Source organism: Lachnoclostridium sp. An14 (genome assembly GCF_002160755.1).
Classification (GTDB): Bacteria; Bacillota; Clostridia; order Lachnospirales; family Lachnospiraceae; genus Lachnoclostridium_A.
Window position 1 is genome coordinate 1 of sequence record NZ_NFLE01000051.1, and the last position, 22,010, is coordinate 22,010.

Sequence of the window (22,010 nt, forward strand, 5' to 3'; positions counted from 1 at the left end):
ACAAATGGATGCTCTTTTTTCATTCACTTGATAGGTGAAAAGCAATATTCAGTTAAAATACAGTAACTATGTGGCTTTCAGCCACATTCGTGGCAAAGTCGTGAATAATTCAGGTTTAACACAAATACGATACAATTTAAAGGCATGGCAGAACAAGTATTCTGATATAGTTTCTGTTCCATACGCGCTATACGCAATATACGCAAGAAAAGGAGGGAAATAATATGGATGACTATGTTTCCCACTACCGCCTTTCCGACGACACCTTTCAAACGAACCGATCCCACCAAAAAAATGTAGGAATCCTGGCAAGAGAAAACTGCCGGGTAGAAGAACTGAGAAAAACGGCATATGTAGCAGGGCTGCACCATGACGATGGAAAAAATACGAAGGATTTGTGGCAGCCGTATTTTAAAAAGAGTGTTTGCGGTTCTCAGAGTGTCCGCGATGCACGGACATACAAGGGAGATAAGGTGGATCACTCCACGTTAGGCGGCCTGATCGTGGATTCTTATGAACCGGGCAGCTTGTTTTCGGAAATGATTCAGTTGGCGATTTTTACCCATCATGGAATCCAGGACAGCATCTCCTTGACAGATGGAATTCCATTGGTTGTGAAACGAAAGAGCAAGATTCCGGCAGATATGGTAAATCAGATTCGCGCCGTATGCGAGGATGAGCTGGCGAAGGAAAATGATGAACGTGGTCTGGAGCGGGAGGATATGGCCAGGCTGTGCCGGGAGGCCAGAAAGGATTTAAACCGATTGATCGGAAAGCTGAAAAAACTGCCGGAGGGCCCGGACGGAAGATTGATTTATGGAAACCGGGATTTTTACCTGGGAATGTGTGAACGGCTGCTGTTTTCCGCTCTGGCGGATGGCGACGTTCGGGACACTGTGGATTTTATGGAAGGACGAGAGACCGTTTCCGGTATGACAGATGAGGAAATCCGGGCGGTGTGGAAAATGGGGATAGACCGTCTGGAGGAGAAACTGAGGCAGTTTCATTCTGGAGAACGAGGAAATTCCCCATTAAATGGGGTGCGGGAGGAAATTTCTGACCGCTGTGAGAAAGCGGCGTACTCGGACTGCAACAGGTACCGGCTGGCCGTTCCCACAGGGGCGGGAAAGACGTTGAGTAGCCTTCGGTTTGCCTTGCGCAGAGCGTTAGAGACGGGCAAACGGCACATTTTTTATGTAGCCCCTTTCCGCAGCATTTTGGAACAAAACGCGGACGAGATTCGGGAAGTCATGGGGAATCCGGATTGGGTGCTGGAACACCATGGAGATGTGGTTTTGGAGGATGAGAGGGAAACTTGGCGCTATGAGCGTCTCATAGAAAACTGGGACGAAGTCCCGGTGATTGCCACCACGGCAGTACAGTTTTTTAACACTTTATTGAAAGAGAAGAAACGAAATTTAAGACGTTTTCACAGTCTGTGCGACAGCGTGATTATTTTTGACGAGGTCCAGTCCATTCCGGATAAAGTGATGGGGCTGTTTCGCATGAGTGTGAATTTTTTGACGGAAATTTGCGGTTCTGTGGTGGTGTTGTGTACGGCGACTCAGCCTCTGTTTGAGGAAATGCCGGAGAACCGGATGCTAAAAACGGAGTGGATGGCGGATCGCCTCTCCGCATACGAACCCAGTTTCCGGCGAGTAGAATATGTGGATGCCACAGAAAATGGAATGGTCAGCTTGGATGCCGGGCAGGCGGCGGATATGATCTGCCGGATCGCGGAGAAGGAACGGCAGGTGCTGGCCATTTTTAATACGAAGGGGACGGCAAAACAGGTCTTTGAGGCAGTGAAAGGCCGGATGGCGGGAAACGTATTTCATTTGAGCACATCCATGTGCCCGGAACACCGAAAAACGGTACTCCGCCAGGTGAGGAAAGTGCTGGAGGACGGAGAGGACGTGATCTGCGTCAGCACTCAGTTGGTGGAGGCCGGGGTGGATTTTTCTTTCCGCAGCGTGATTCGGTCCATGGCCGGTTTGGACAATCTGATTCAGGCGGCCGGGCGCTGTAACCGTCACGGAAAAGAGGCATTGGGAAAGGTGTATGTCATCCAGATGACAGCCCAGGCGGAACCGCTCTCCTCCCTTCCGGACATCCGGAAAGCCCAGGAGGCTATGAGAACGATTCTTCAGATTTATCATGAAAATCCGGATCAGCTTGCGGGGCGGTTGGATTCCGAGCAGGCGATTGCCGCCTATTACAGAGCATATTTGCAGGGAAAACGAGGACAGGACCGGTATCCCACAACGGTGGAGGGAATGCCCGCGGATCTGATCGGCTTGCTGTCAGGCAACAAGGAGTTTTTCGGCGGAGAAAAGCGGGTCAGACTGAAACAGGCCTTTCGCACAGCGGGAGAACGGTTTTCCATGATAGAGGATCAGGGAGGCGTGGATGTGGTGGCGCCGTACGGTGACGCCTGGGAGATCCTGGGGGATTTGGAAAGAGAGACGGAACAATCCGCCCGAAAACAGAATCTGCGCAAACTGCAAAGGTATACGGTAAATTTATCAGAATCTATGTTTCGCAGGATGGGCCCGGACGCAGTCAGCCGTCAGGGAGAGGAAATCCTGGTTTTAAACGGGCGCTATTACGATCCGGATACCGGTGTAAAAACCGAGGCCGGAGAACTGGAATTTTTGGATTTTTAACAGGAAGGAGGAGAAAAAATGGAGGAGAAACGGTTCAGAAATACGGTGGAATTCCAGGTGAGCGGCGATTACGCTTTGTTTTCCGATCCTGTGACCAGAGTGGGAGGAGAGAAGTGTTCCTATCCCATTCCCACTTACGAGGCGGTGAAGGGAATTCTGCACAGCGTATTCTGGAAACCGACGATCATATGGGTGATTGACGAGATGCGGGTGATGAACCCGATTCAGACGGAGACGAAAGCGGTGCGTCCCATTGCCTATAATGGGGGGAATGATCTGTCCTATTATACCTATTTAAAAGATGTTTCCTATCAGGTGCGCGCTCATTTTATCTGGAATCTGAACCGGCCGGAGTTTGAACAAGACCGGAATGAACACAAATATCACAACATCGCCAGACGCATGATTGAGCGCGGCGGACGGCGGGATATTTTTCTTGGCACCAGGGAGTGCCAGGGATATGTGGAACCCTGCGTGTACGGAGAAGGAGAGGGAAGTTACGACAACTGGCCGGGAGAAATGGCTTTTGGCTTTATGTATCACGGGATCACCTATGCGGACGAGGCCCAGCTGGAGGAAGACAGAGGAAAAATGACGGTCCGTTTCTGGAGGCCGGTGATGCGCAAAGGCCGCGTGGTATTTTGTCCGCCGGAGGCGTGCACAGAAAAAAGACACATTCATGAGATGGAGATGAAACCGTTTCCAGATAAACATTTTCGCGGCCTTGCAGAATTTTCGGAGGAAGGGGGCGCGGTATGAACTGGTTTGGAGAACTCTGTGACTTGTATGAGAAAAACCGGGAGAAAGCCGGTGTGATGGAAGATGGACAGCCGGTGCTGCTGCCTCTGTACCACACGACGGTGGCGGCGCAGGTGGAAGTGACCATCGACGAAGATGGAAATTTCCTACGGGCGGCTCTGGTGCCGGAGGAGGAAAAGAGCACGATTATTCCTGTGACGGATAAGTCTTCCAGCCGGACAGCCGGAATCGAACCCCATCCCCTCTGTGACAACTTAAAATATCTGGCCGGAGATTACGGGATTTATGTGGCGGGAAAGGACTGCCGGAAAAACCACGAACTTTATATGGCCCAGCTGGAGAATTGGGTCCATTCTCCCCATAGCCATAAAAAGGCGGAAGCCATATGGAAGTATCTTTCCCGAAACTCCATTATGAAGGATCTGATTGGCGCGGGAGTCCTGGAAACAGATGAGCATGGAATGGTAGATACCAAGAAAAAGCTGCAGATTGTATCCCAGGCAGACGCGTTCGTCCGCTTTCGCGTGGAGACCGGCCGGATCCTGGAACCGGGAGCGTTGGAAGACGAGATGGGACGCTACGCCCCGGAATGTTGGAAAGACCGGACGCTTCAGGAAAGCTACATGGACTACTGCGAATCCGTGGAGTCCGGGATGGGAATGTCCTATCTCACAGGGAAATACACCCGGATTTCCTACCTCCAGCCCAAAAAGATCCGAAACGAAGGCGACGGAGCGAAACTTATTTCTTCCAACGACGAGACCAATTATACGTATCGCGGCCGGTTTGCCAGCAAGGAGGAGGCCTTTGCTATTGGTTACGAAGATTCCCAGAAAGCGCACAATGCGTTGAAATGGATCATTCGGAAACAGGGAGTCTCCTATGGCGGAATGTGCCTGGTGACCTGGGAGTCCGATTTAAAGAAACTGCCGGACTGGCAGGCAGATACGGAGACGATCTGTCAGGGGGTGGCAGATGAGGAAGTCTGGGAGGAGGACGACTGGGAGGAACCGGAGACTTATAGCGGTACGGGAACGGCCGGAGCGCTGCGGTTCCGTCAGGCGATCAGAGGGTATCAAAAGAAGTTAGACCAGTCTTCCCGCACAATGATTATGGCGTTGGACGCGGCTACCACCGGCCGCCTGGCGATGGTGGAATGTAAAGATTATGAGACCTCCCGCTATTTAAAGAGCCTGGAACGCTGGTATGACAGCTGTGAGTGGCGCTATGAAAGAGCGGGGAAAACGTACACCGGAATGGTGGGAATCCGTGAGGCGGCAGAGCTCCTTTACGGGACAGAGCAGAACGGGTATTTTTCCATGAAAGGGAAGGAAGACCTGTATAAAGAGGTGGCGAAACGGTGGATGCCTTGTATTTTGGATGGGAAAGAAATCCCTCCGGACATGGTGAATCTGGCGGTTCGCCGGGCGTCCTCGCCGGTTTCCTTTGAATACCGTTTTTTGTGGGAGCGTGTGCTGTCTTTGGCGTGTTCGCTGGTGAGACAGCAGTATAAAAAGAGATTGAAGGAGGATTGGACCATGGCATTGGATGAAAACTGCGGGAATCGGGATTATCTGTACGGCCGCCTTCTGGCGCTGGCAGACCGGGTGGAATATCGAACCTTTGACAAGGATGACGGGAGGGAGACCAACGCGAAACGCTATATGAGCGCGTTTTCTCAGCATCCGTTCCGGACATGGAAGGTGCTGGAGGAAAAGCTGACACCTTATTGGAATCAGCTGAAACCTGGGGAGAGAGTGAAGTATTATAATCTGATGGACGAGATTTTTAATAAGTTTTCCATGGGAGATTTTGAGGATGACGGGGCGTTGAGCGGCCTGTATCTCCTGGGGTTCCATAATCAGTCCTATATGCTGAAGAACTCTGCGAAACAGAATGAAAACGGGGAGGAAGAATCATGAGCGAATTAAAGGGAAGAATCGACTTTTTACTGCTGGTAACCGCAAACAATGCGAATCCAAACGGGGACCCCTTAAACGGCAACCGCCCCAGAGAGAATTTTGAGGGCTACGGGGAAATTTCCGATGTGTGCATTAAAAGAAAAATCCGCAACCGCTGGCAGGATATGGGACAGAAAATCTTTGTCCAGTCTGATGACCGCAGGGATGACGGGTACGGCAGCTTGAAAGAGCGGGCAGACGGCTGTGTGGAGCTGCAGAAGGAAATCAAAAAAGGGAAAAAGGCGGATCGGGATATTTGTGCGCAGATTGCCTGCCAGGAATGGCTGGATGTGAGAGGATTTGGTCAGGTGTTCGCCTTTAAGGGAACGGAGGTGTCCCTGGGCATTCGGGGACCCATTTCCATTCATCAGGCCACCAGCGTTTCTCCGGTGGACATTGTCAGTATGCAGATCACGAAAAGTGTAAACAGCGAGGCCAAGGAGGGCGGCGGAAAGGCGTCTGACACCATGGGCACGAAACACCGGATTGGCTTTGGACTTTACGTGATCAAAGGGAGTGTGAACGTGCAGCTGGCGGAGAAAACGGGATTTTCTCAGGAAGACGCGGACCTGTTAAAAGAGGCGTTGAAGACTCTGTTTGAAAATGACGCATCTTCCGCGCGGCCGGAGGGCAGCATGGAGGTGTGCAGGCTGTACTGGTGGCAGCACGGAGAAAAGACGCCGGCGGTTTCCACGGCGAAGGTGCACCGCAGTGTAAAAATCCGTGAGCGGGCGGATCAGGAAGGCGTTTCAGGAAGGAAAGCTGGCCGTCCCAAGGCGTATGAGGATTATGAAATTTCCTATGAGGATCCAGGCTGTGTAGAACCGGAGGTATTTGATCTTGTATGAGGAGGATGAATTTCTCCAACTGTCAGGGATTCAGCATTTCGCTTTTTGCAGAAGGCAGTGGGCATTAGCCTATATTGAGATGCAGTGGGCGGAAAATGTGAGAACGGTGGAAGGCCACCTTCTACACGAGAAAGCTCACGATGTCATGAGCCGGGAGAAACGGGGAGAGGTGTTGATTTCCAGAGGAATGCCGGTCAGCTCCCGCACATTGGGGGTGAGCGGGGAGTGCGATGTGGTGGAGTTTCACCGCTGCCAGGATGGCATTTCCCTTCATGGCGTTGAGGGGACGTATCGCGTAGTCCCAGTGGAGTATAAACGGGGCGCGCCAAAGAAAAATCACGTGGATATGCTACAGCTGGCAGCTCAGGCCATGTGTCTGGAGGAGATGCTCTGTTGTGACATTCCCGTAGGTTATTTATACTACGGGGAGACGAGACGGCGGGAGCAGGTGGAGATTTCGGAGGAACTGCGGAGAGAGGTGGGGGAGATGTTTCAGGAGATGCACCGCTATTTTGAAACCCAGTATACTCCGAAGGTCAAGTGGAGCAAGAGCTGCAATGCCTGTTCCTTAAAAGACATCTGTCTGCCGGTCCTGGGGAAGAAACGATCGGTGAAGTCCTATATGGACGAGCATTTAAACGAGGAAGAACAGTGAAACGGTTATTGAATACCCTTTATGTCACCTCACCCAACCGGTATTTGTCCTTGGATGGTGAGAATGTAGTGGTTTTGGAAAAGAACGAGGAGGTCGGCCGGGTTCCCCTCCATAATCTGGAAATGATTGTGACATTTGGATACACAGGCGCCAGCCCGGCTTTGATGGGCGCCTGTGCCAGCCGGGGGATCGGACTGGTGTTTTTGAACGGAAATGGAAGATTTCTGGCTCGTGTGGTGGGAGAGGTTTACGGAAATGTGACCCTGCGCAAGGAGCAGTACCGGAGGAGTGAGCGGCATGAGGAGAGCCTTTTGATCGCCAAAAACTGCATTGCCGGAAAGGTCTACAACTCCAGATGGATTTTGGAACGGGCAGTGAGGGATCATGCTCTGCGGCTGGATGGAGAAAAAATTCGCGGAAAATCCCGGATCCTGGCAGATGCACTGTCAAATATCCGCTCCTGTGACAGCGCGGCGACCCTTTTAGGGTTGGAAGGAGAGGCGGCATCCGTATATTTTTCTGTATTTGACGATCTGATTCTGCAGCAGAAAAGGGATTTCGTCTTTTCGGGGAGAAACCGCAGACCGCCTACGGACGAGGTCAATGCCATGCTTTCCTTCTCTTACACGCTGCTTACTTCTATGTGTTCCAGCGCCCTGGAGACGGTGGGGCTGGATCCTTATGTGGGATTCTTTCACAGGGACAGGCCGGGGCGGAAGTCGCTGGCGCTTGATATGGTGGAGGAGCTGCGGGCAGTTATGGCAGATCGATTTGTGCTGACGTTAATCAACAAAAAAGTAGTGACCAAGGACGGATTTTGTCAAAAGGAAAATGGGGCGGTGGTGATGGACGATCAGCTGCGGAAAACATTTTTAGCGGCTTGGCAGAAGAAAAAACAGGAGGTAATCACCCATCCGTTTTTGGGAGAGAAGATGGAGTGGGGAATGGTTCCGTTTGCCCAGGCCATGCTGCTAGCAAGGCATTTGAGAGGCGACTTGGATGAGTATCCGCCATTTTTCTGGAAATGAGACGGAGGAGGAGATCGTAGGGCGAAATGCTGGTATTGATTACTTATGATGTGAACACAGAGACCGCGGCTGGGCGGACCCGGTTGAGAAAGGTGGCAAAACAGTGTGTAAACTATGGCCAACGGGTACAAAATTCCGTGTTTGAGTGTAACTTAGACGCCGCAAAGTGCAGGCAGGTGAAGGCGATTTTGGAGGACATTATTGATAAGGAAAAAGATAGCCTGCGGTTTTATTATCTGGGAGATAAGTATAAAAATAAAGTGGAACACATTGGGGCCAAGCCCGGATTTGATGTGACAGATCCGCTGATTTTTTAGTGGATGGAGCGTTTTAAAACGAGGAGAAAATAGCCTGAAAAATTGTGTAAGGAAGATGATTCTCAACACGTACGATATGGTGCGAATCACAAGTGCACATAAAAACGCTGGGGGATTCGCACCGGAAACGGATTGTGCAGGTTGTGAAAATGGCGTGGTAAATATTGAGGTTTTGGGGATTGGGAGAAGGGGATTTGGGTGATTTGTGTGAAATGTTTGGAGAAGTGGGGTGGTGAATTGGTGATTTTTGCTGTCTCCCCTCATGAGAGGGGAGTGGATTGAAATATGAACCCGCTTGATGTAGCGGATTACCTGGCTGTCTCCCCTCATGAGAGGGGAGTGGATTGAAATTAATCGTCAGGGATGAAAATGGATTTCCAGAACAGCGTCTCCCCTCATGAGAGGGGAGTGGATTGAAATATGATACATAACGTGAGGACATCCGCCAGTGGTGAGTCTCCCCTCATGAGAGGGGAGTGGATTGAAATATTGAACGTTTTTGTAAACTCCCTACAGGAAAAGTCTCCCCTCATGAGAGGGGAGTGGATTGAAATGTTCCGTCCAGCTGTGAAAAATTAAACTGCTCCAGGTCTCCCCTCGTGAGAGGGGAGCAGATCGAAAGACTGCATTGCGTTGGTACTGTTTTGGCCATTGTCGGTGTATGGCGATTGAAAGGCCGCGCGAGCGTTTCGGAGGCAGGGAAAAGAGATGTGGGATGTAGAAAACAGAATCAGCTATTTTGTGATGACAGTATTTGCCGCCCTGGTTATGACGTTTGCCTGGGTATGGTTGTGTTTCGCTTTGATATGAGTTGAGGTGCGATGGAGCCGGGTCTCCAATTCTCCAACGCCTCAACAACAGAACACAGCCCTAATTTTGCGGAAGTCATTGAACAATTCGCAGAGTATTAAATATCAAATTTGAAACATTATCAATGGTATGTTACGATCTATAAAAGGTTCGGCAATGTTATGTAAACAAAGAATAGTATACAGTCAAACAAGGCATATCTATGCCGAACAAACCATCCGTTTCGTAAAACACATATCTAAAACCATCACGATTACAAAAAAACGACACAGCAAAATAAAAAAAGAGCCTAGCCCCAGCCACAAATGTACCCAAAAGGCACCAGTGCGACAACGTCCAAAACGGCCTGGGGGACGGCTCTTTTAAAAACAGTGTATCACAAGAACATAAAAAGTAAAGTTTAATTTTAAGATAAAATGGCAAAATGGCGCAGACTGACAGAAAGGGTCAAGTGGAAATAAAGATGGCGTAATACAAAAACAGAGATAGCATCCTATAAATCGAGTCATTAGCTAAAGTCTTCCTTTTTAACAGAAATCAAATCCCCAGCTGCCCTAAGAGACAACAAACACCAAACGAGTCAGATCCGGACGGATAATGGAAAACAGCGGCTGTTTCTCAAAAATGTAAAACCAGTGCGGTGAAATCCAGTTGGAGATTCCGAAAACGAAAATGGAGCATTTGTCAAACCGCCAGTAAACCACTTTCCGAAAATGAGAAACAGCCATTTCCGGCAACGACAGAAAGAATTGTCCGATTATCAGAACCAGTGAATTTTTGTGCAGCAAAAAATGCAGCTAGAAATGCGGTTCCACATGATTTTTGCCTTTAGGAGCAAGAATTGTAAAACCACGTTCCTCAAAATATGCTATCCTGTCTCCACGGAAAGGAGGAGTTCCAAATGCGCAAAAAATCTGCGGCAGACAGAGACCAGGCCGGCCATGTCGCCCCGGCCATAGATTTCATCGAAACCCACCTGGACGGCAAGCTGGATCTGGAACGGGTGGCATCGGCGGTAAATTATTCCAAATATCACCTGCACCGGATGTTTTCTGCAACTGTGGGCATGACGGTTCACGATTACGCGGTGCGGCGGCAGCTGACGGAGGCAGCAAAGCTGTTGGTGTTTTCTGAAAAGCCTATTATTGAGATCGCCCTCATCTGCGGCTATGAGAGCCAGCAGACGTTTACGGTAGCCTTTAAAGCCATGTACAAAATGCCTCCGGCCCGGTATCGGGAGCTGGGGGTGTTTTATCCTCTCCAGCTCCCCCTTTCCCTCCGCCGGCAGAAACAAAACAAAAAGTTTCATAAGGAAGACATCCGGCTGGCAGAGGAAAGAGATGTGGAAAGATGGATGGAGCTGGTAGGACTGGTGATTGACGGCTATCCCTGTTTTGACGAGAGGGATTACCTTTGGAACCTGAGAAAGTGCATTCAGGAAAAACGGGCCCTGATTCTGGAAACGGAGGGCTGGGCAGTGGGAGTGATGGCTTTTTCCACGGAGACGGGTTCCATTGAATTTATGGGGGTACATCCACAGTACAGAAGGAGCGGGATTCAGAAACTGTTTCTGGATAAGCTGATGGAGGAATATTTGCCGGGAAGGGAGATCAGCACTACCACCTTCCGGGCGTCGGACCGGGCGGACACGGGATACCGGGAGGAGTGGAAACGGCTGGGATTCGCGGAGCGGGAGCTGCTGATGGAGTTTGGCTACCCCACTCAAAGGCTGGTGCGGCCTCCGGAGAGAAAGGAGGGGGAACATGGGACAAAGCAGGCCCCGTAGCTGGCGAAAGACGGCGTTTCAGTTCCTGGTCAGCCAGTGCGTTACCCTTTTTGGCTCCACCCTGGTGCAGATGGCCATTGTGTGGTACGTGACCTTAAATACCGCCTCCGGCGCGTGGGTGGCGGCCTTCAGCGTCTGTTCCTACCTGCCCCAGTTTCTCCTGTCCTTTGCCGGCGGCGTCTTTGCGGACCGCTACAGCCGGAAATGGCTGATTGCGGGGGCAGACGCGGCCATCGCCGCCGTCACCCTTCTTATGATCCTTGTCATTCCCCACATCCGGGAAACGGAGACCTTGCTGTCCGCCCTGCTGTTGATCTCTGCCCTTCGTTCCGCTGGAGCAGGGATTCAGACGCCGGCGGTCAGCGCGGTGATCCCCAGTCTGGTGCCGGAGACGGAACTGATGCGGTTCAATGGTCTCAACGCGGCCATGCAGTCTCTGGTGAATTTCGCGGCCCCGGCTGCCGCAGGAACTTTGCTGACCGTGAGCAGTCTTCGCCTTACTATGGGCATTGACGTTTTGACGGCGGTGGTGGGGATCGGAATGGTACTGGGAATCAGGATTCCCGGAAATGATGAGAGAAAATGTCTCTCCGCCTGGGAGGATTTAAAAATGGGGATCGGCTGCGTCCGCAGTCACTGGGAGGTGGGAAATCTGCTGACGGTGTACGGCCTGTTCACCATTCTCTGCGTGCCCGCCGGGTTTCTGGCGGGGCTTTTGGTGAGCCGCGTTTACGGAGACGATTACTGGTATTTGACAGCTGTGGAGCTGGTGGGTTTTGCCGGCATGGTGGCCGGTGGCCTGCTGATGAGCGTCTGGGGCGGCTGTTCCAACCGGCGGACAACGCTGGCTGCTGCCCTGGGGGTGTTTGGGGCCATGGCCGCGGGGATGGGGATTGTGAAATCCTTCGTCCTGTACCTGCTGCTAATGGGCCTTTACGGCGTCGCCCTGACGGCGGTGCAGACGGCAGTGACCACCATGGTCCAGGAGGGGACTCCGGCCGCGGTTCAGGGCCGTGTGTTTGGCCTTATGAGTTCGGTGTACTCCGGCTGCCTGCCTTTGGGGATGGCGGTGTTCGGGCCGCTGGCGGATTTGATTCCCCTGCAGGGGATCATGATTTTTTCCGGGGCGGCGCTGTTGGCTTTTGCCTTTCTGGTGTACGATGGTGGAAATGGCAGGCACCGGGAAAGAAGGAGAGGGTGAAAGGCCTGTGAGCGGAGATGCTCAGACGGAGAGGGCGGTTTGCAGGCATCATGAGGAAACCTGGATCCACGCCCTGCTCTCCGGATTTCAATCCCTCCAGTATGAGCGGCTCACCTTTACGACGATGAACGGCCACCGCTCCAACAGGTTTTACTGCATCGTCAGGCGGCCCTGATCCCTCATGCCCACCGGAACCGCCGGAGGCTGAGACAGGGGCAGACGGCGAGAACGGCCATCATGGAGAAAAATGGCCGTTTCCGGCACAATCCTTTCAAAGACAGCGTTCTGGATGATAAGGCAGAGACTCTTTTCCCGCCGTTTTTCGCAGGGATTCTTTCCCGGTTTTGTCATTGCAGGCGTTCTGTTTTGCCTGCCGACATAGAAAGGGCAGTCGATTTTCCCGGCTGTCCTTTCTATAAATTGCTGATTATGACTTTATTCTTCAATCCATACATGGATTTCCTCTTTTTGGGTAGTTCAAATAAATTTTGCTGTAATAGAAATGTAAGCTGTAATCTTTTTCAACTACTTGCTTTGATTAGCCAAAATTAACTGCAATCAACCGCGATTAACTGCCACAATCCCCTTTCCTGGATAATCTGCCGGAACAAACGGTCAAGATAACCGTCTTTATCTATGTCTCCGAAACCGCCTGTAATGGTCAAAGTTACGTTTTATATTTTTTCTTAATCACCAAGGAAGAAACGACCATAAAAACAATGATTTGTTACAATCGCCATCTAATGAGTTTCTACGGGATAGTATCCTTCTGGATAATATTTCAAAACGGTTCCCTTTGATACATCAGAATATGGTGATTTTATTAATATTACGGAAAGATAATTTTCTTCTGGAAAGACTGATACAGCAATCTCATTCCCATTATCATCTATCCCTTCAAAACTTAACGTATTGGTTTCTTGACTATATTTTCCTAATGCAGCAGTAACATATAACAACTTATAAACTCCGAAATCAACAACAAAATCCCCATCATCCTGCTTTGTAATTATCATTTCAGATTTTTCATAGCCAGAGCCTAAATCATCCACATATCTTCCAATAAATTCTGTTTCAGCTAAGTTATTTAATTCTTCCAGAGTTGAATTCTCAATTTGCGCTGACTGTTCCATTTCAATTTGTAAAGTATCACTATTTTCTGTACTCGTCATCTTTGATATTACCTTACCTTCAACAGTTTCTCCATTCCCTGCTGTTTTTCCACACCCCGCTAAAATTAAAATACTTATCAGAAAAATAATGTACATTCTTTTTTCCATAATTTCCATCTCCGTAAATCCCGATTTGCTGTCCTGTTTCTTTAAGAAAAGTATAGTACAAGACTGTGAACAAATCCACATCATTTTAACCTGTCGATGGCGTTGCCCTCTGGCATATCGCCGGATGCAGGCTTATCCGCAGACAGAGTCGCTTGTATTACCGTTCAAAATTGGATATAATGAATTAAAATTAAACAGAAAAACAAAAATATTTATAAAATATTTACAATAATCAGCACGAATCATGGAAGAATTGACGCGCAGGCCCAAAAAGGAGCTGCCGCGGAAACTCCCCCGCCAGCACCAATGGAACTCCCTTGCCAGCGCCAATGGGCCCCCCTCGCGGAAACGGGAAAACCGCACATAAAGAACATACCGCAGAATTTCCCTATCCGTTTCCACGACTTCCTTTTGGACCAAATGGCCCCGAAAACCGAATTCCCATCCGCGGAATTTCCATATATTCATAAAGAGAGAAACCACTATGAGAGAACAAACACCATTTCAAATTTCATACCTCCCCCTGTCCGTCTCCCTGATCTCCCGCCAGCAGGCGGAGCTGCCGGCCTACTTAGGCTCCACGCTGCGGGGAGTGATCGGCAGATCCTTATACGAAAGGGACCGGGCTGCCTACGATTTTTTGTATGCCAACGGCAGAAAATGGGAGGGAGAACAGGACACCGTAAAGCCCTATCTCATCATTCCGCCGCCTGTCTGCGGGGAAAAGCAGGTGATCGGGCCGGGAGAACGGCTGCAGTTTGGCGTTCTTCTTTTCGGAGACGGGACAGCTTACGTAAAATCGCTGACGGAGGCGTTTCAGGGCATTGAGAGGCACGGTCTGGGAGCAAGGAGATTCCCCTTTTCCCTGGAGCAGGTGGTAAACTGGGAAACCTGCTGTTTTCTCTGGCGGGACGGGGCTTATTTTCCGGCGGGGGCTGAAAGGAGCGTTCTGCCCTGCCGCCGCTTGGAGGGAGTGACCAGAGTGACAGTCCGGCTGCGCACGCCCCTCAGAATCCGCCGGAAGGGAAACCTGCTGACCACCGTCACCTTCCAGACTCTGATCCGAAACATCACCAATCGGATCCTGGCCCTTACCAGCCGGTACGGCGGCTGGGCGGACCGGGAGGAGGCCATGAGCCTTCAGGAACTGGCGGCCGGAGTCCGCACGGTGAGGGAAGAATTGCGGCTGGAGCGGCTGGAACGCTATTCCAACCGTCTTCAGGAAAAAATGGATTTTGGAGGTTTGATGGGTGAGGTGGAATACGAAGGGAATTTAGATCCCTTCGTCCCGTGGCTGCTGGCGGCCCAGACACTGCATCTCGGGCGGAATACCACCTTTGGAATGGGAGAGATACAGGTATATTTTATTTAACAGGAAACTTCGTTTCCTGTTAAATAAAAATGCTCCGAGGCGCACTCCGCGCAAAGGAAAATGGCTGTTTACGCAGCCGCGCTCCGGCGCGAGTGTGCGCTGTTGCGCACACTTTTTACAGCAAATCCCCGGCTTCAATAACCGTCCGGGCCGCGTGCCTGGAACGGAAATGGCGGGAATGAGGGGGCTTAACATATTGATAAGGAATCATAGCTGCCGGTGCGGCCGCGTTTTGGCATGGACGCGCTGGCAGCCAGTGTTTTGCAAAGGAGGAATTACATGAGTTCTGGTTCAGATCGAAAAGATGTTGTGGAAAGTATTCGGGACAACTACCGGCAGATGGAAATTGGAATAGTAAATCAGCTCTATTTCCACGTTCCCCATGACGGGACGACGGGAAGTTATCGGGAGACCGTCTGGAAAGAGCTGTTTGAAACCATCATTCCCCGAAAATTTGTGATTGAGCAGTCTGTTTTTATTATTGATTCCAATGGAAAGGTGTCCAATGAGGTAGATCTGGCGATTTTTGACGAGACCTACACGCCTTATGTGTTCCGGTACGGGAAATTAAAATTTATTCCCATCGAGGCGGTGGCGGTGACGGTGCAGTGCAAAAGCCAGTCTTTGAAAAAAAAGAATCTTAGAGAGTGGGCTGAGAGCATTCAACAATTAAAAACCTCCTCTAAATCTTTCGCGCGGGTGCTCAGCGGGATTGCCAGCGGGGAAACAGAGCACGGCTCCGCACCCATGTCCCAAACCGCTACCCGGCCGCTTCGGATCCTCTGCTGTTTGAGCGATGGATTGCAAAACATTGAACAGGAGGAAATCTTTGACGTGGTGATACGGGCAAAACAGGAGGAAAACCGGCTGACGATCCATTGGAATTCAAAACAGACGACGCTGTATCATTGGTATGTGGCTTTGAATTTAGTGGGTCAGGAAGAAAAGCCTTCCAAGATAGATCCCGGCGGCTCGGAACAATATACCCTGAAGGATTTCGCCGTTCACCATCAGGGAGAAGAACTGGCTCTGATGACCTTCAACTTTCAACTGAACCAGGTGCTCATGCTGATCAACAACCCCATGCTGTTTCCCCATCGGGCATACGCGGAGCTGTTTGACCAAAATAACAGGACGGAGGAAGGGAAAGATGAGTAGACAAATCGTTGCGCTGTCGGTGGACAAGATCCAGACCTTTCTGACAGAGGTGATTCACTCCCATGTCCAGGAAAAACAGACGGAGGACGCCACCCTTCGGAAAATCCTGAACGCTTCGGATCAGATTTCCGCCGGTTTTTTCCAGGAGGTGGAAATATATTTCCCGGAGGCGGCCAAAGGAGAAAACGTCCTCTTAAAATGCTCCGGCGTGTACATTTTCTACAGCCTGCGGTCAAAGGAGGAGCTGGAGCAGGCGGCAAACCGGCTGTTTGAGCAGTATTACATAGATTCCGAGGGGCAGAAACTCCTGCGGTACGCCATTCTTCCTGATAAAAATCAGGACCCGATTAAGGACATTCAGGAGGCAAAAAAACAGTTGAAAAAGGCTGGAAACTGGAACCGGGCAGTGGAACAAAACCGGGAACTGCTGTTTTCCTTCTGCGAGGTTCCCCCAAATATACCGGAAGGAAAACGGTCCAAAATGGACGGGAACCAATTCCCTTATTTTGCTGAGGAGTTAAACGCCCTGGCAAAAACGGGAGAGGGGGACGGGGGGCAGTTTCGCATCGCCGTGCTGAAAGCGGATTTAGACGGGATGGGGGAGATGTTTAAACGGATCGGCCAGTATGAGGAGTATCAGGCTGTGAGCGAGGTGCTGAACCAGCAAATGTGCCTGGAAGGCCTTCATAAGGCCGCAGAATCCTGCGTCCCTTCAAAGGGAGCGAGATGGCTGTTTCCGCTGTACGTGGCGGGAGACGACCTGTTTTTTGCGGTGGTTCTGGAGCATTTAATTTATGGCGTGAACGTCTGCCGGAACCTGACGCAAAAGATAAATAAGGAGATCAAAGAAAAGATCGGGTGGAGCTTTGATCCCCTTTCCGTCAGCGTTGGAGTGGAGATTACCTTCAATAAGCAGCCCATCCGTTACTATCTGGAGATGGTGGAGGCACAGTTAAAAAATGCGAAGAAAACGAAGTGCCCCCAGGTGCTGCGAAAATTTCTTCAGATGAAAATCGGGATCTGCGATCTGGTGTTCCTGGACGTGGACTATAAATCTGTGAAAGAGCAAATCGACAAGGGAACGAAGAAAAAAGGGAAATGGGTGCCGTCAGGAGATAAAAAAATCGCGGATGAATTGAAACAGGCGCAGCAGAATTTCCCGATCTGGAGTTTCTTTATCCATGATCTGAAACTTTTAAGCTATATCCGGAACGAGGAGAGCAAATGCGCCAATCAGCTGGGCCGGCCCCACTTTTTCTATACCCTGCTGGAGGACATCACAGATAAGACGGTGCAGAGTGACAACATACGCTACATCAACCACGTTTTGTACCGGCTGTTTCCCGCCTATGGGGAGTCTTCCGATCAAAAGCTGAAAAACCTGGAAATCCGTTTAAATGGCAGGCTGCTTACCCATTTGTGCGAGAGGGTGAAAGGGGAAACACGGCTCGTGGTGAAGGAGGAGACAAAACAGCGGTTTCAGGCGTATGTGAGGCTGATGCTCCTTTTCAGTGATCCCCGTTTTCAGATTTTCGGCCAGCAGAAGAAAGAAAAGGAGAATTTCGGAACGCAGGACAAAAAAGCGGAAGGAATCCTGCTTAAAAAGTCACGGAAATATCTCTACGAGATCTGCCTGAACCGGAAAACGCCATTGAGAGATGTGTTTGTGGTGCAGAGCATTCTTCCCAAAGATCACAGGAAACCATTTTGCTGTCTGGCTCTGGAGCCATCCATGCTTTACCGTCTGCGCACCATGCCGGCAGAGCAGGCCGCGGAACGGATTGAACTGCGAAACCCTTCCACAGAGGAGGAAAAAGAAAGGATCGCAGAGGCAAATAACAAGCGCCTGGAGGAAGGAAAACATCCCAACCGCCTGTTTTTTGACAAAAAGCAATTTTTGAGCCTGGCAGAGGAGAGCGGGGAGTGGACGCCGGATTTCGTGGATTCCCTGATGCTGTTTTACCGGTATCATGAGTTGATTATGGAAATAGAAAAACACAAGTGAAACGGGAGGATTCAGACATGAAACATACCATAAAAGTAACGGTGACCACCTGCTCCAACCTGTTGATCGGCGGCTCCCCTGTGCCCTTTGAGATCGGCGGCATCGACCAGTGGACGGCAGTGGACAGCGACGGCTTTCCCTGCATTCCTGCCTCGTCGTGGAAGGGAGCCCTCCGCATGATCGTAAAAGAGGATGCGGAAAGAGGAGAAACAGAAGATGCCCAGGCCATTACCAGGTTTTACCAGGCATTTCTCAAAAGGGAATGGAAGGAAAATGAGCAGCGGATCAGACAGCTGTGGAGGGAGGAAACGGAAGGGATCGAGCGCGTTCATGCCCGTTATGACAGGGCTATAAAAAACGCCTCCCCATGTGACCTATTTGGAATCCGGGAGTTTAACAACACCCCTAAGCTGCTGTTTAATGACCTGCGGCTGAAAGCGGAATACCGGGATCTGAAAAAATGCTTTTCCATCGACGCCAAAAACTCCATCGACAGCAATGGAACGGAGCCAAAGTCCAATCCCCGCACCTACAAGACGGCCAGAACGGGGCTGGTCTTTGAAGGGGAGATTGAATTCTACCAGTTTGATCAGGCTGGCTTTGACGTGGAGCAATGCAGGCGGTACATTATGAGAAATCTGGAGAAATTCAACGACGGCATTTACCGCCTGGGAAACTCCAAGAGCCGCGGATACGGAAAAATCCGGGTTTCATTTACAGAAGACGGGGGAGAGAAACGTGGAAAATTATAAAATCAAGCTGAAGGCCACCGGCCCCATCACCCAGCTGCCAGATTCCCAAAAACTGTTCGGCGCGCTGGTTACAGCCTATGGAAGAATTCACGGCAGCGGGAAAACCACAAAGCTGGTTCATGCCGTGTTTGACCGGAAGATTCATCTGGCGTTGTCCAATGTGATTCCTCTGGGCTACATTCCTCTGCCTCAGGACTATCTGGTGGACCGTCTGGCTGAACGGATCGGGGGAGAGCGATCGCTAAAAGAGAGCCGGGCCAGGATCAAAGAGCGGGCGTATATCCGTCAGGAGGATCTGCGGTCGGTTTTGGAAAAGCCAGCCACCTGCGAGAACCTGTATCCATACATCAAAAAGACGGAGCGGCAGCAGCTCCGCGCCTCCATAGACAGCGTCCTGTACGGAATCCAGGGCCTGGACACAAGGCTGTATACCGTTCCCATGGTGCAGCTTTTGGAAGTGGAGCGAGGGGCGAATGGGAGAGAGGAGACCCGGCCGGTTTCCGACTTCTGTTTCTATCTGCAGGGGGAGGAGGGGGAGAGCTTAAAAGAATGGATAGAGCTGTTGGAGCGCCTGAAGGAGAGTGGAGAGTCCCTGATTTTAGGAAAACGGGCCTCCCAGGGCCTCAATAAGTATGAGGTGACAGGCATGGAGAAGATCAGGCTGCCAAAATCCAACCGGTATCTGAATCTGGGAATGCTGCTGCCGGATCAGGTGGATTTCAACGCGTCCACGGTGAGGCTTTTTACGTCCCAGCGGCGTCCCTTTGGAATGCCGGGAGGCTGGGAGCAGAACCGTTCTCAGTATTTTATCAGTTTCATTGACAGCGGCAGCGTGATCGCATTAAAGGACGGCATCCGGAAGGCGGGAAAATGTGTGAAATCCCCCTTTTATGACAGGGATATTGTATTTGGAAACGGGTTTTTGTACCCCATCTGGCTGGGAAAGGGGGCGAGGGGATGAAGAAGATTTCCTATGAGCTGAACTGCCAGTCCAGCTTGGTTCTGTCGCCGAGGGCCGGGCAGGCGTTTTATCTGGACAAGGACAGCCCCAAAGCGGTTTCTTCCGGCGAACGGATCCGGGTGGTTTACCCGTTTTATCAGTACGGGGAGTATGAGGAGTATGACCCGGAGAACGCGGAGTACTACATCCCCGGCAGCTCCATAAAGGGGGCGCTGGAACCGGGTGTTCACGGAGGAAAGCTGATGGTGGATGACGTAAAAGTCCCAGGAACCTGCGTGATTCTTCAAAATCTGTGGAAGGCCCAATACCTTCAGGAAACAGCCCAGGCAGCATTCGACTGGTTTTTCCCAAATGTGGGTGTGGAAATGGTAAAGGCGGGAACCGTGCTGTCAGGAGAACTGTACCTGGCAGACGGCCTCTCTTTCCAGCAGGAAATATTAGAGCGGGCAAACCAGAGCGCGAAAAAGAAAATGGGCCAGATGTGTAAGTATCTGGAAACGCTGCTGCGTATGAACTATAAAGACGAAAACCTGAATCAGACCCTGGAAACAGTGCGGAAAAGACTTCAGGCCCAGAAGAAGAAAAACAACGTGATTCTTCTCGGGGGATATAAAGGACTCCTCCATTCCATTTTGCTGGAAGGGAAACAACGTGGGGAGGACTGCACCAATGGCAGCCTGTTCCTTGACCGGGAAACGGGGCTGCCCCATGGGCTGGTGGAGCTGTCTGTCCGCGGGGAACCGCAGATTTCATGAGGAAACCGAAAATAGACCCCTGTCGGCGAAAGACGATCTGTTACCAGAAAAACCGTTGGCGTAAGTCGGAACATACGGCTACCGGTAAGGCACTGCGTTTTGGCGAAACACACAAACCCGAAACGCTCCAGTGCGAATCCCAAGCACCCATAAATCCCCAGAGGGATTCGCACTGGAAATGGGAAAGTAAGATGGAAAATTATGAGGGGGTTTGGAGGAATGGGATTGTATTGTGAGGATGGAAACGGTATAATTGCGTAAAAAGAGAGAGGGAAATGGAAGAAAAATTAGGGGATTTTGCTGTCGCTCCCGGTGAGGGAGCGTGGATTGAAATGACCCGGATATTATATTCCGGGTGACAAAGACAGGTCGCTCCCGGTGAGGGAGCGTGGATTGAAATATCTCCTCTGTGTAGATGTCCATAACGGCCTTCGCGTCGCTCCCGGTGAGGGAGCGTGGATTGAAATACTTCATCCAGAAGAACTGCCATCTCGTCACCCGTCGCTCCCGGTGAGGGAGCATACATTAAAATGCAAAAAATTCCATTTCTCTGTATCCGAATCCCTTCTCATTTCGTTATACCTATATAGAGGCCGTCACAGCCTTTGGAAGGAACGGAAAGAGAATGCTGTCATTTTACGCGTCATTGATGGATACGGAGGACCGGCGAGGCCGGTTTGAGAAACTGTACAGAGAAAACCGCGGCCGGATGCTGTCCGCGGCCGCCTCGAAAGGGGAAAACGAGCTGCTGGAAGTAGAAATGAACCATACCCATGCCCTGCCCCCCGCGCCTCCCGCAGTGGAATGGCCTCCTGCCGCTGTTTGCGCCCCCGCAGGCTCCCGCCGCGTCCGTTGGCTGTTTTCTATCACTCCGGTGTTGATCTTCGTCCTCACCTTCACCGTAGCTGCTACCATGTACCGGCAGCTCTATCCCGCCCATTACGGAGTTTCCCTTCCAGGGGCTGTTTCCGCCTCGTCCCAGCCAGTCACCGCCTGGGCTGAGGCCTTCTGCGCCCGGGATGGACAGGCGCTGTTAGACCTCTACGACCCGGAGGCCCGGGATGATTTCTACCGTCTGGAATACGTCTGGTCTCTCCCGGGAGAGACCCCGGTGATCGGACTTCCCGACGGCCCGTGGCCGGAGGGCGGGCGCTGCTCTGCGGTGACTGAGGGAGACCGTACCGTGATCACCTATTGGGCAGAGAAGGACGAACCCCACCTCTGGGCCTGGACTCAGGTGGTGCGCTGGCGGGAAGAAAACGGCACGTACTACGGCCGCCAGGAATCCTTTTCCAGAAACGAATGCGTCATCTCCGCTGCTCAATATGAAGAAATTTACGGAAAAACGGTCTCCGGAACCCCTATGGACTACCGTACCAACCAGGAGGGCCTGTGGAGAGAGCTGGAAATCCTTGCCGGCGAGAACGAAATTTTTCAAAGGATTTTAACCGATCCGGCCCTGTCCCTGGAATATCTGTTAAATTTGTTCGGAGGTGAGGGGACGGTCATAGAAGATCCGGACGGCCGGGTGACGGTCTGCTATCGGTTTTCCGACGGCAGCCAAATTTCCCAGGCCATGTTCCGCACAGCAAATGGAATCTGGCTGCCGGGAGGCTGAACCTCAATCCCTCCCGGACGGCCAAAGCCGCCAAACAGCCGTCACCCCAGCCCTACAAACCTTTAAAGCCCCCAAAAC

At 51.2% G+C, this 22,010-nt stretch carries 18 protein-coding genes and 1 CRISPR repeat array; of the genes, 17 read left to right on the forward strand and 1 reads right to left on the reverse strand.

Features of this window, described 5'->3' with window-relative positions; translation table 11 throughout:
• The first annotated feature begins 224 nt into the window (after positions 1 to 224).
• The 10 genes from cas3 (at position 225) to B5E84_RS20730 (ending at position 12,206) form a co-directional block, all read left to right on the forward strand.
• A complete protein-coding gene (gene cas3 / locus B5E84_RS18570; protein WP_087225938.1) occupies positions 225 to 2,666 on the forward strand; it encodes a CRISPR-associated helicase Cas3' in 2,442 nt (813 codons plus the stop codon).
• A gap of 18 nt (positions 2,667 to 2,684) precedes the next feature.
• Positions 2,685 to 3,425, forward strand: coding sequence for a type I-C CRISPR-associated protein Cas5c (gene cas5c, locus B5E84_RS18575; RefSeq protein ID WP_087225941.1), 741 nt, complete (start codon positions 2,685 to 2,687; stop codon positions 3,423 to 3,425).
• Positions 3,422 to 5,347: a type I-C CRISPR-associated protein Cas8c/Csd1 gene (cas8c, locus tag B5E84_RS18580; protein WP_087225944.1), complete on the forward strand. Its 1,926-nt coding sequence runs from the start codon at positions 3,422 to 3,424 to the stop codon at positions 5,345 to 5,347. The genes cas5c and cas8c overlap by 4 nt, the downstream gene beginning before the upstream one ends.
• A complete protein-coding gene (gene cas7c, locus B5E84_RS18585; protein WP_087225947.1) occupies positions 5,344 to 6,234 on the forward strand; it encodes a type I-C CRISPR-associated protein Cas7/Csd2 in 891 nt (296 codons plus the stop codon). Before cas8c ends, cas7c begins: the two co-directional genes overlap by 4 nt.
• Entirely contained in the window at positions 6,224 to 6,889 is a 666-nt protein-coding gene (cas4, locus tag B5E84_RS18590; protein ID WP_087225991.1) for a CRISPR-associated protein Cas4, read from the forward strand. The genes cas7c and cas4 overlap by 11 nt, the downstream gene beginning before the upstream one ends.
• On the forward strand, positions 6,886 to 7,917 hold the full coding sequence (gene cas1c / locus B5E84_RS18595; RefSeq protein WP_087225950.1) for a type I-C CRISPR-associated endonuclease Cas1c: 1,032 nt from the start codon (positions 6,886 to 6,888) through the stop codon (positions 7,915 to 7,917). The genes cas4 and cas1c overlap by 4 nt, the downstream gene beginning before the upstream one ends.
• A 26-nt stretch (positions 7,918 to 7,943) precedes the next feature.
• Positions 7,944 to 8,234 carry a CRISPR-associated endonuclease Cas2 gene (gene cas2, locus B5E84_RS18600; RefSeq protein WP_087225953.1) on the forward strand — a complete coding sequence of 97 codons (291 nt, stop codon included), beginning with the start codon at positions 7,944 to 7,946 and terminating at the stop codon, positions 8,232 to 8,234.
• Between the two features lie 252 nt (positions 8,235 to 8,486).
• Positions 8,487 to 8,856: a CRISPR direct-repeat array (repeat unit 33 nt; unit sequence GTCTCCCCTCATGAGAGGGGAGTGGATTGAAAT).
• A gap of 1,089 nt (positions 8,857 to 9,945) precedes the next feature.
• Positions 9,946 to 10,830: a helix-turn-helix domain-containing protein gene (locus tag B5E84_RS18610; RefSeq protein ID WP_087225959.1), complete on the forward strand. Its 885-nt coding sequence runs from the start codon at positions 9,946 to 9,948 to the stop codon at positions 10,828 to 10,830.
• Positions 10,808 to 12,031, forward strand: coding sequence for an MFS transporter (locus B5E84_RS18615; protein WP_087225962.1), 1,224 nt, complete (start codon positions 10,808 to 10,810; stop codon positions 12,029 to 12,031). The genes B5E84_RS18610 and B5E84_RS18615 overlap by 23 nt, the downstream gene beginning before the upstream one ends.
• Positions 12,032 to 12,038: 7 nt before the next feature.
• Positions 12,039 to 12,206 (forward strand): hypothetical protein, encoded by a 168-nt coding sequence (locus B5E84_RS20730; RefSeq protein WP_162612904.1) that lies wholly within the window; start codon positions 12,039 to 12,041, stop codon positions 12,204 to 12,206.
• Positions 12,207 to 12,771: 565 nt separating this feature from the next.
• Here B5E84_RS20730 and B5E84_RS18625 read toward each other — a convergent pair.
• The gene (locus tag B5E84_RS18625) at positions 12,772 to 13,311 is read right to left on the reverse strand and encodes a hypothetical protein (protein ID WP_087225967.1); all 540 of its coding nucleotides are present in this window, start codon (positions 13,309 to 13,311) and stop codon (positions 12,772 to 12,774) included.
• Between the two features lie 484 nt (positions 13,312 to 13,795).
• Here B5E84_RS18625 and cas6 point away from each other — a divergent pair, with 484 nt between their 5' ends.
• The 7 genes from cas6 to B5E84_RS18660 all read left to right on the forward strand — a co-directional run bounded on the left by cas6 (position 13,796) and on the right by B5E84_RS18660 (position 21,932).
• Positions 13,796 to 14,683: a CRISPR system precrRNA processing endoribonuclease RAMP protein Cas6 gene (gene cas6 / locus B5E84_RS18630; RefSeq protein ID WP_087225970.1), complete on the forward strand. Its 888-nt coding sequence runs from the start codon at positions 13,796 to 13,798 to the stop codon at positions 14,681 to 14,683.
• A 279-nt stretch (positions 14,684 to 14,962) separates the two neighbouring features.
• Positions 14,963 to 15,841, forward strand: coding sequence for a DUF6602 domain-containing protein (locus tag B5E84_RS18635; protein WP_087225973.1), 879 nt, complete (start codon positions 14,963 to 14,965; stop codon positions 15,839 to 15,841).
• Positions 15,834 to 17,846, forward strand: coding sequence for a Cas10/Cmr2 second palm domain-containing protein (locus B5E84_RS18640; RefSeq protein ID WP_087225976.1), 2,013 nt, complete (start codon positions 15,834 to 15,836; stop codon positions 17,844 to 17,846). Before B5E84_RS18635 ends, B5E84_RS18640 begins: the two co-directional genes overlap by 8 nt.
• A gap of 17 nt (positions 17,847 to 17,863) precedes the next feature.
• Positions 17,864 to 18,598: an RAMP superfamily CRISPR-associated protein gene (locus B5E84_RS18645; protein WP_087225979.1), complete on the forward strand. Its 735-nt coding sequence runs from the start codon at positions 17,864 to 17,866 to the stop codon at positions 18,596 to 18,598.
• Positions 18,585 to 19,559 carry a hypothetical protein gene (locus B5E84_RS18650; protein ID WP_087225982.1) on the forward strand — a complete coding sequence of 325 codons (975 nt, stop codon included), beginning with the start codon at positions 18,585 to 18,587 and terminating at the stop codon, positions 19,557 to 19,559. The genes B5E84_RS18645 and B5E84_RS18650 overlap by 14 nt, the downstream gene beginning before the upstream one ends.
• Entirely contained in the window at positions 19,556 to 20,314 is a 759-nt protein-coding gene (locus B5E84_RS18655) for a hypothetical protein (protein WP_087225985.1), read from the forward strand. Before B5E84_RS18650 ends, B5E84_RS18655 begins: the two co-directional genes overlap by 4 nt.
• Positions 20,315 to 20,939: 625 nt before the next feature.
• Positions 20,940 to 21,932: a hypothetical protein gene (locus B5E84_RS18660; protein WP_143469273.1), complete on the forward strand. Its 993-nt coding sequence runs from the start codon at positions 20,940 to 20,942 to the stop codon at positions 21,930 to 21,932.
• The last annotated feature ends 78 nt before the right edge of the window (positions 21,933 to 22,010 follow it).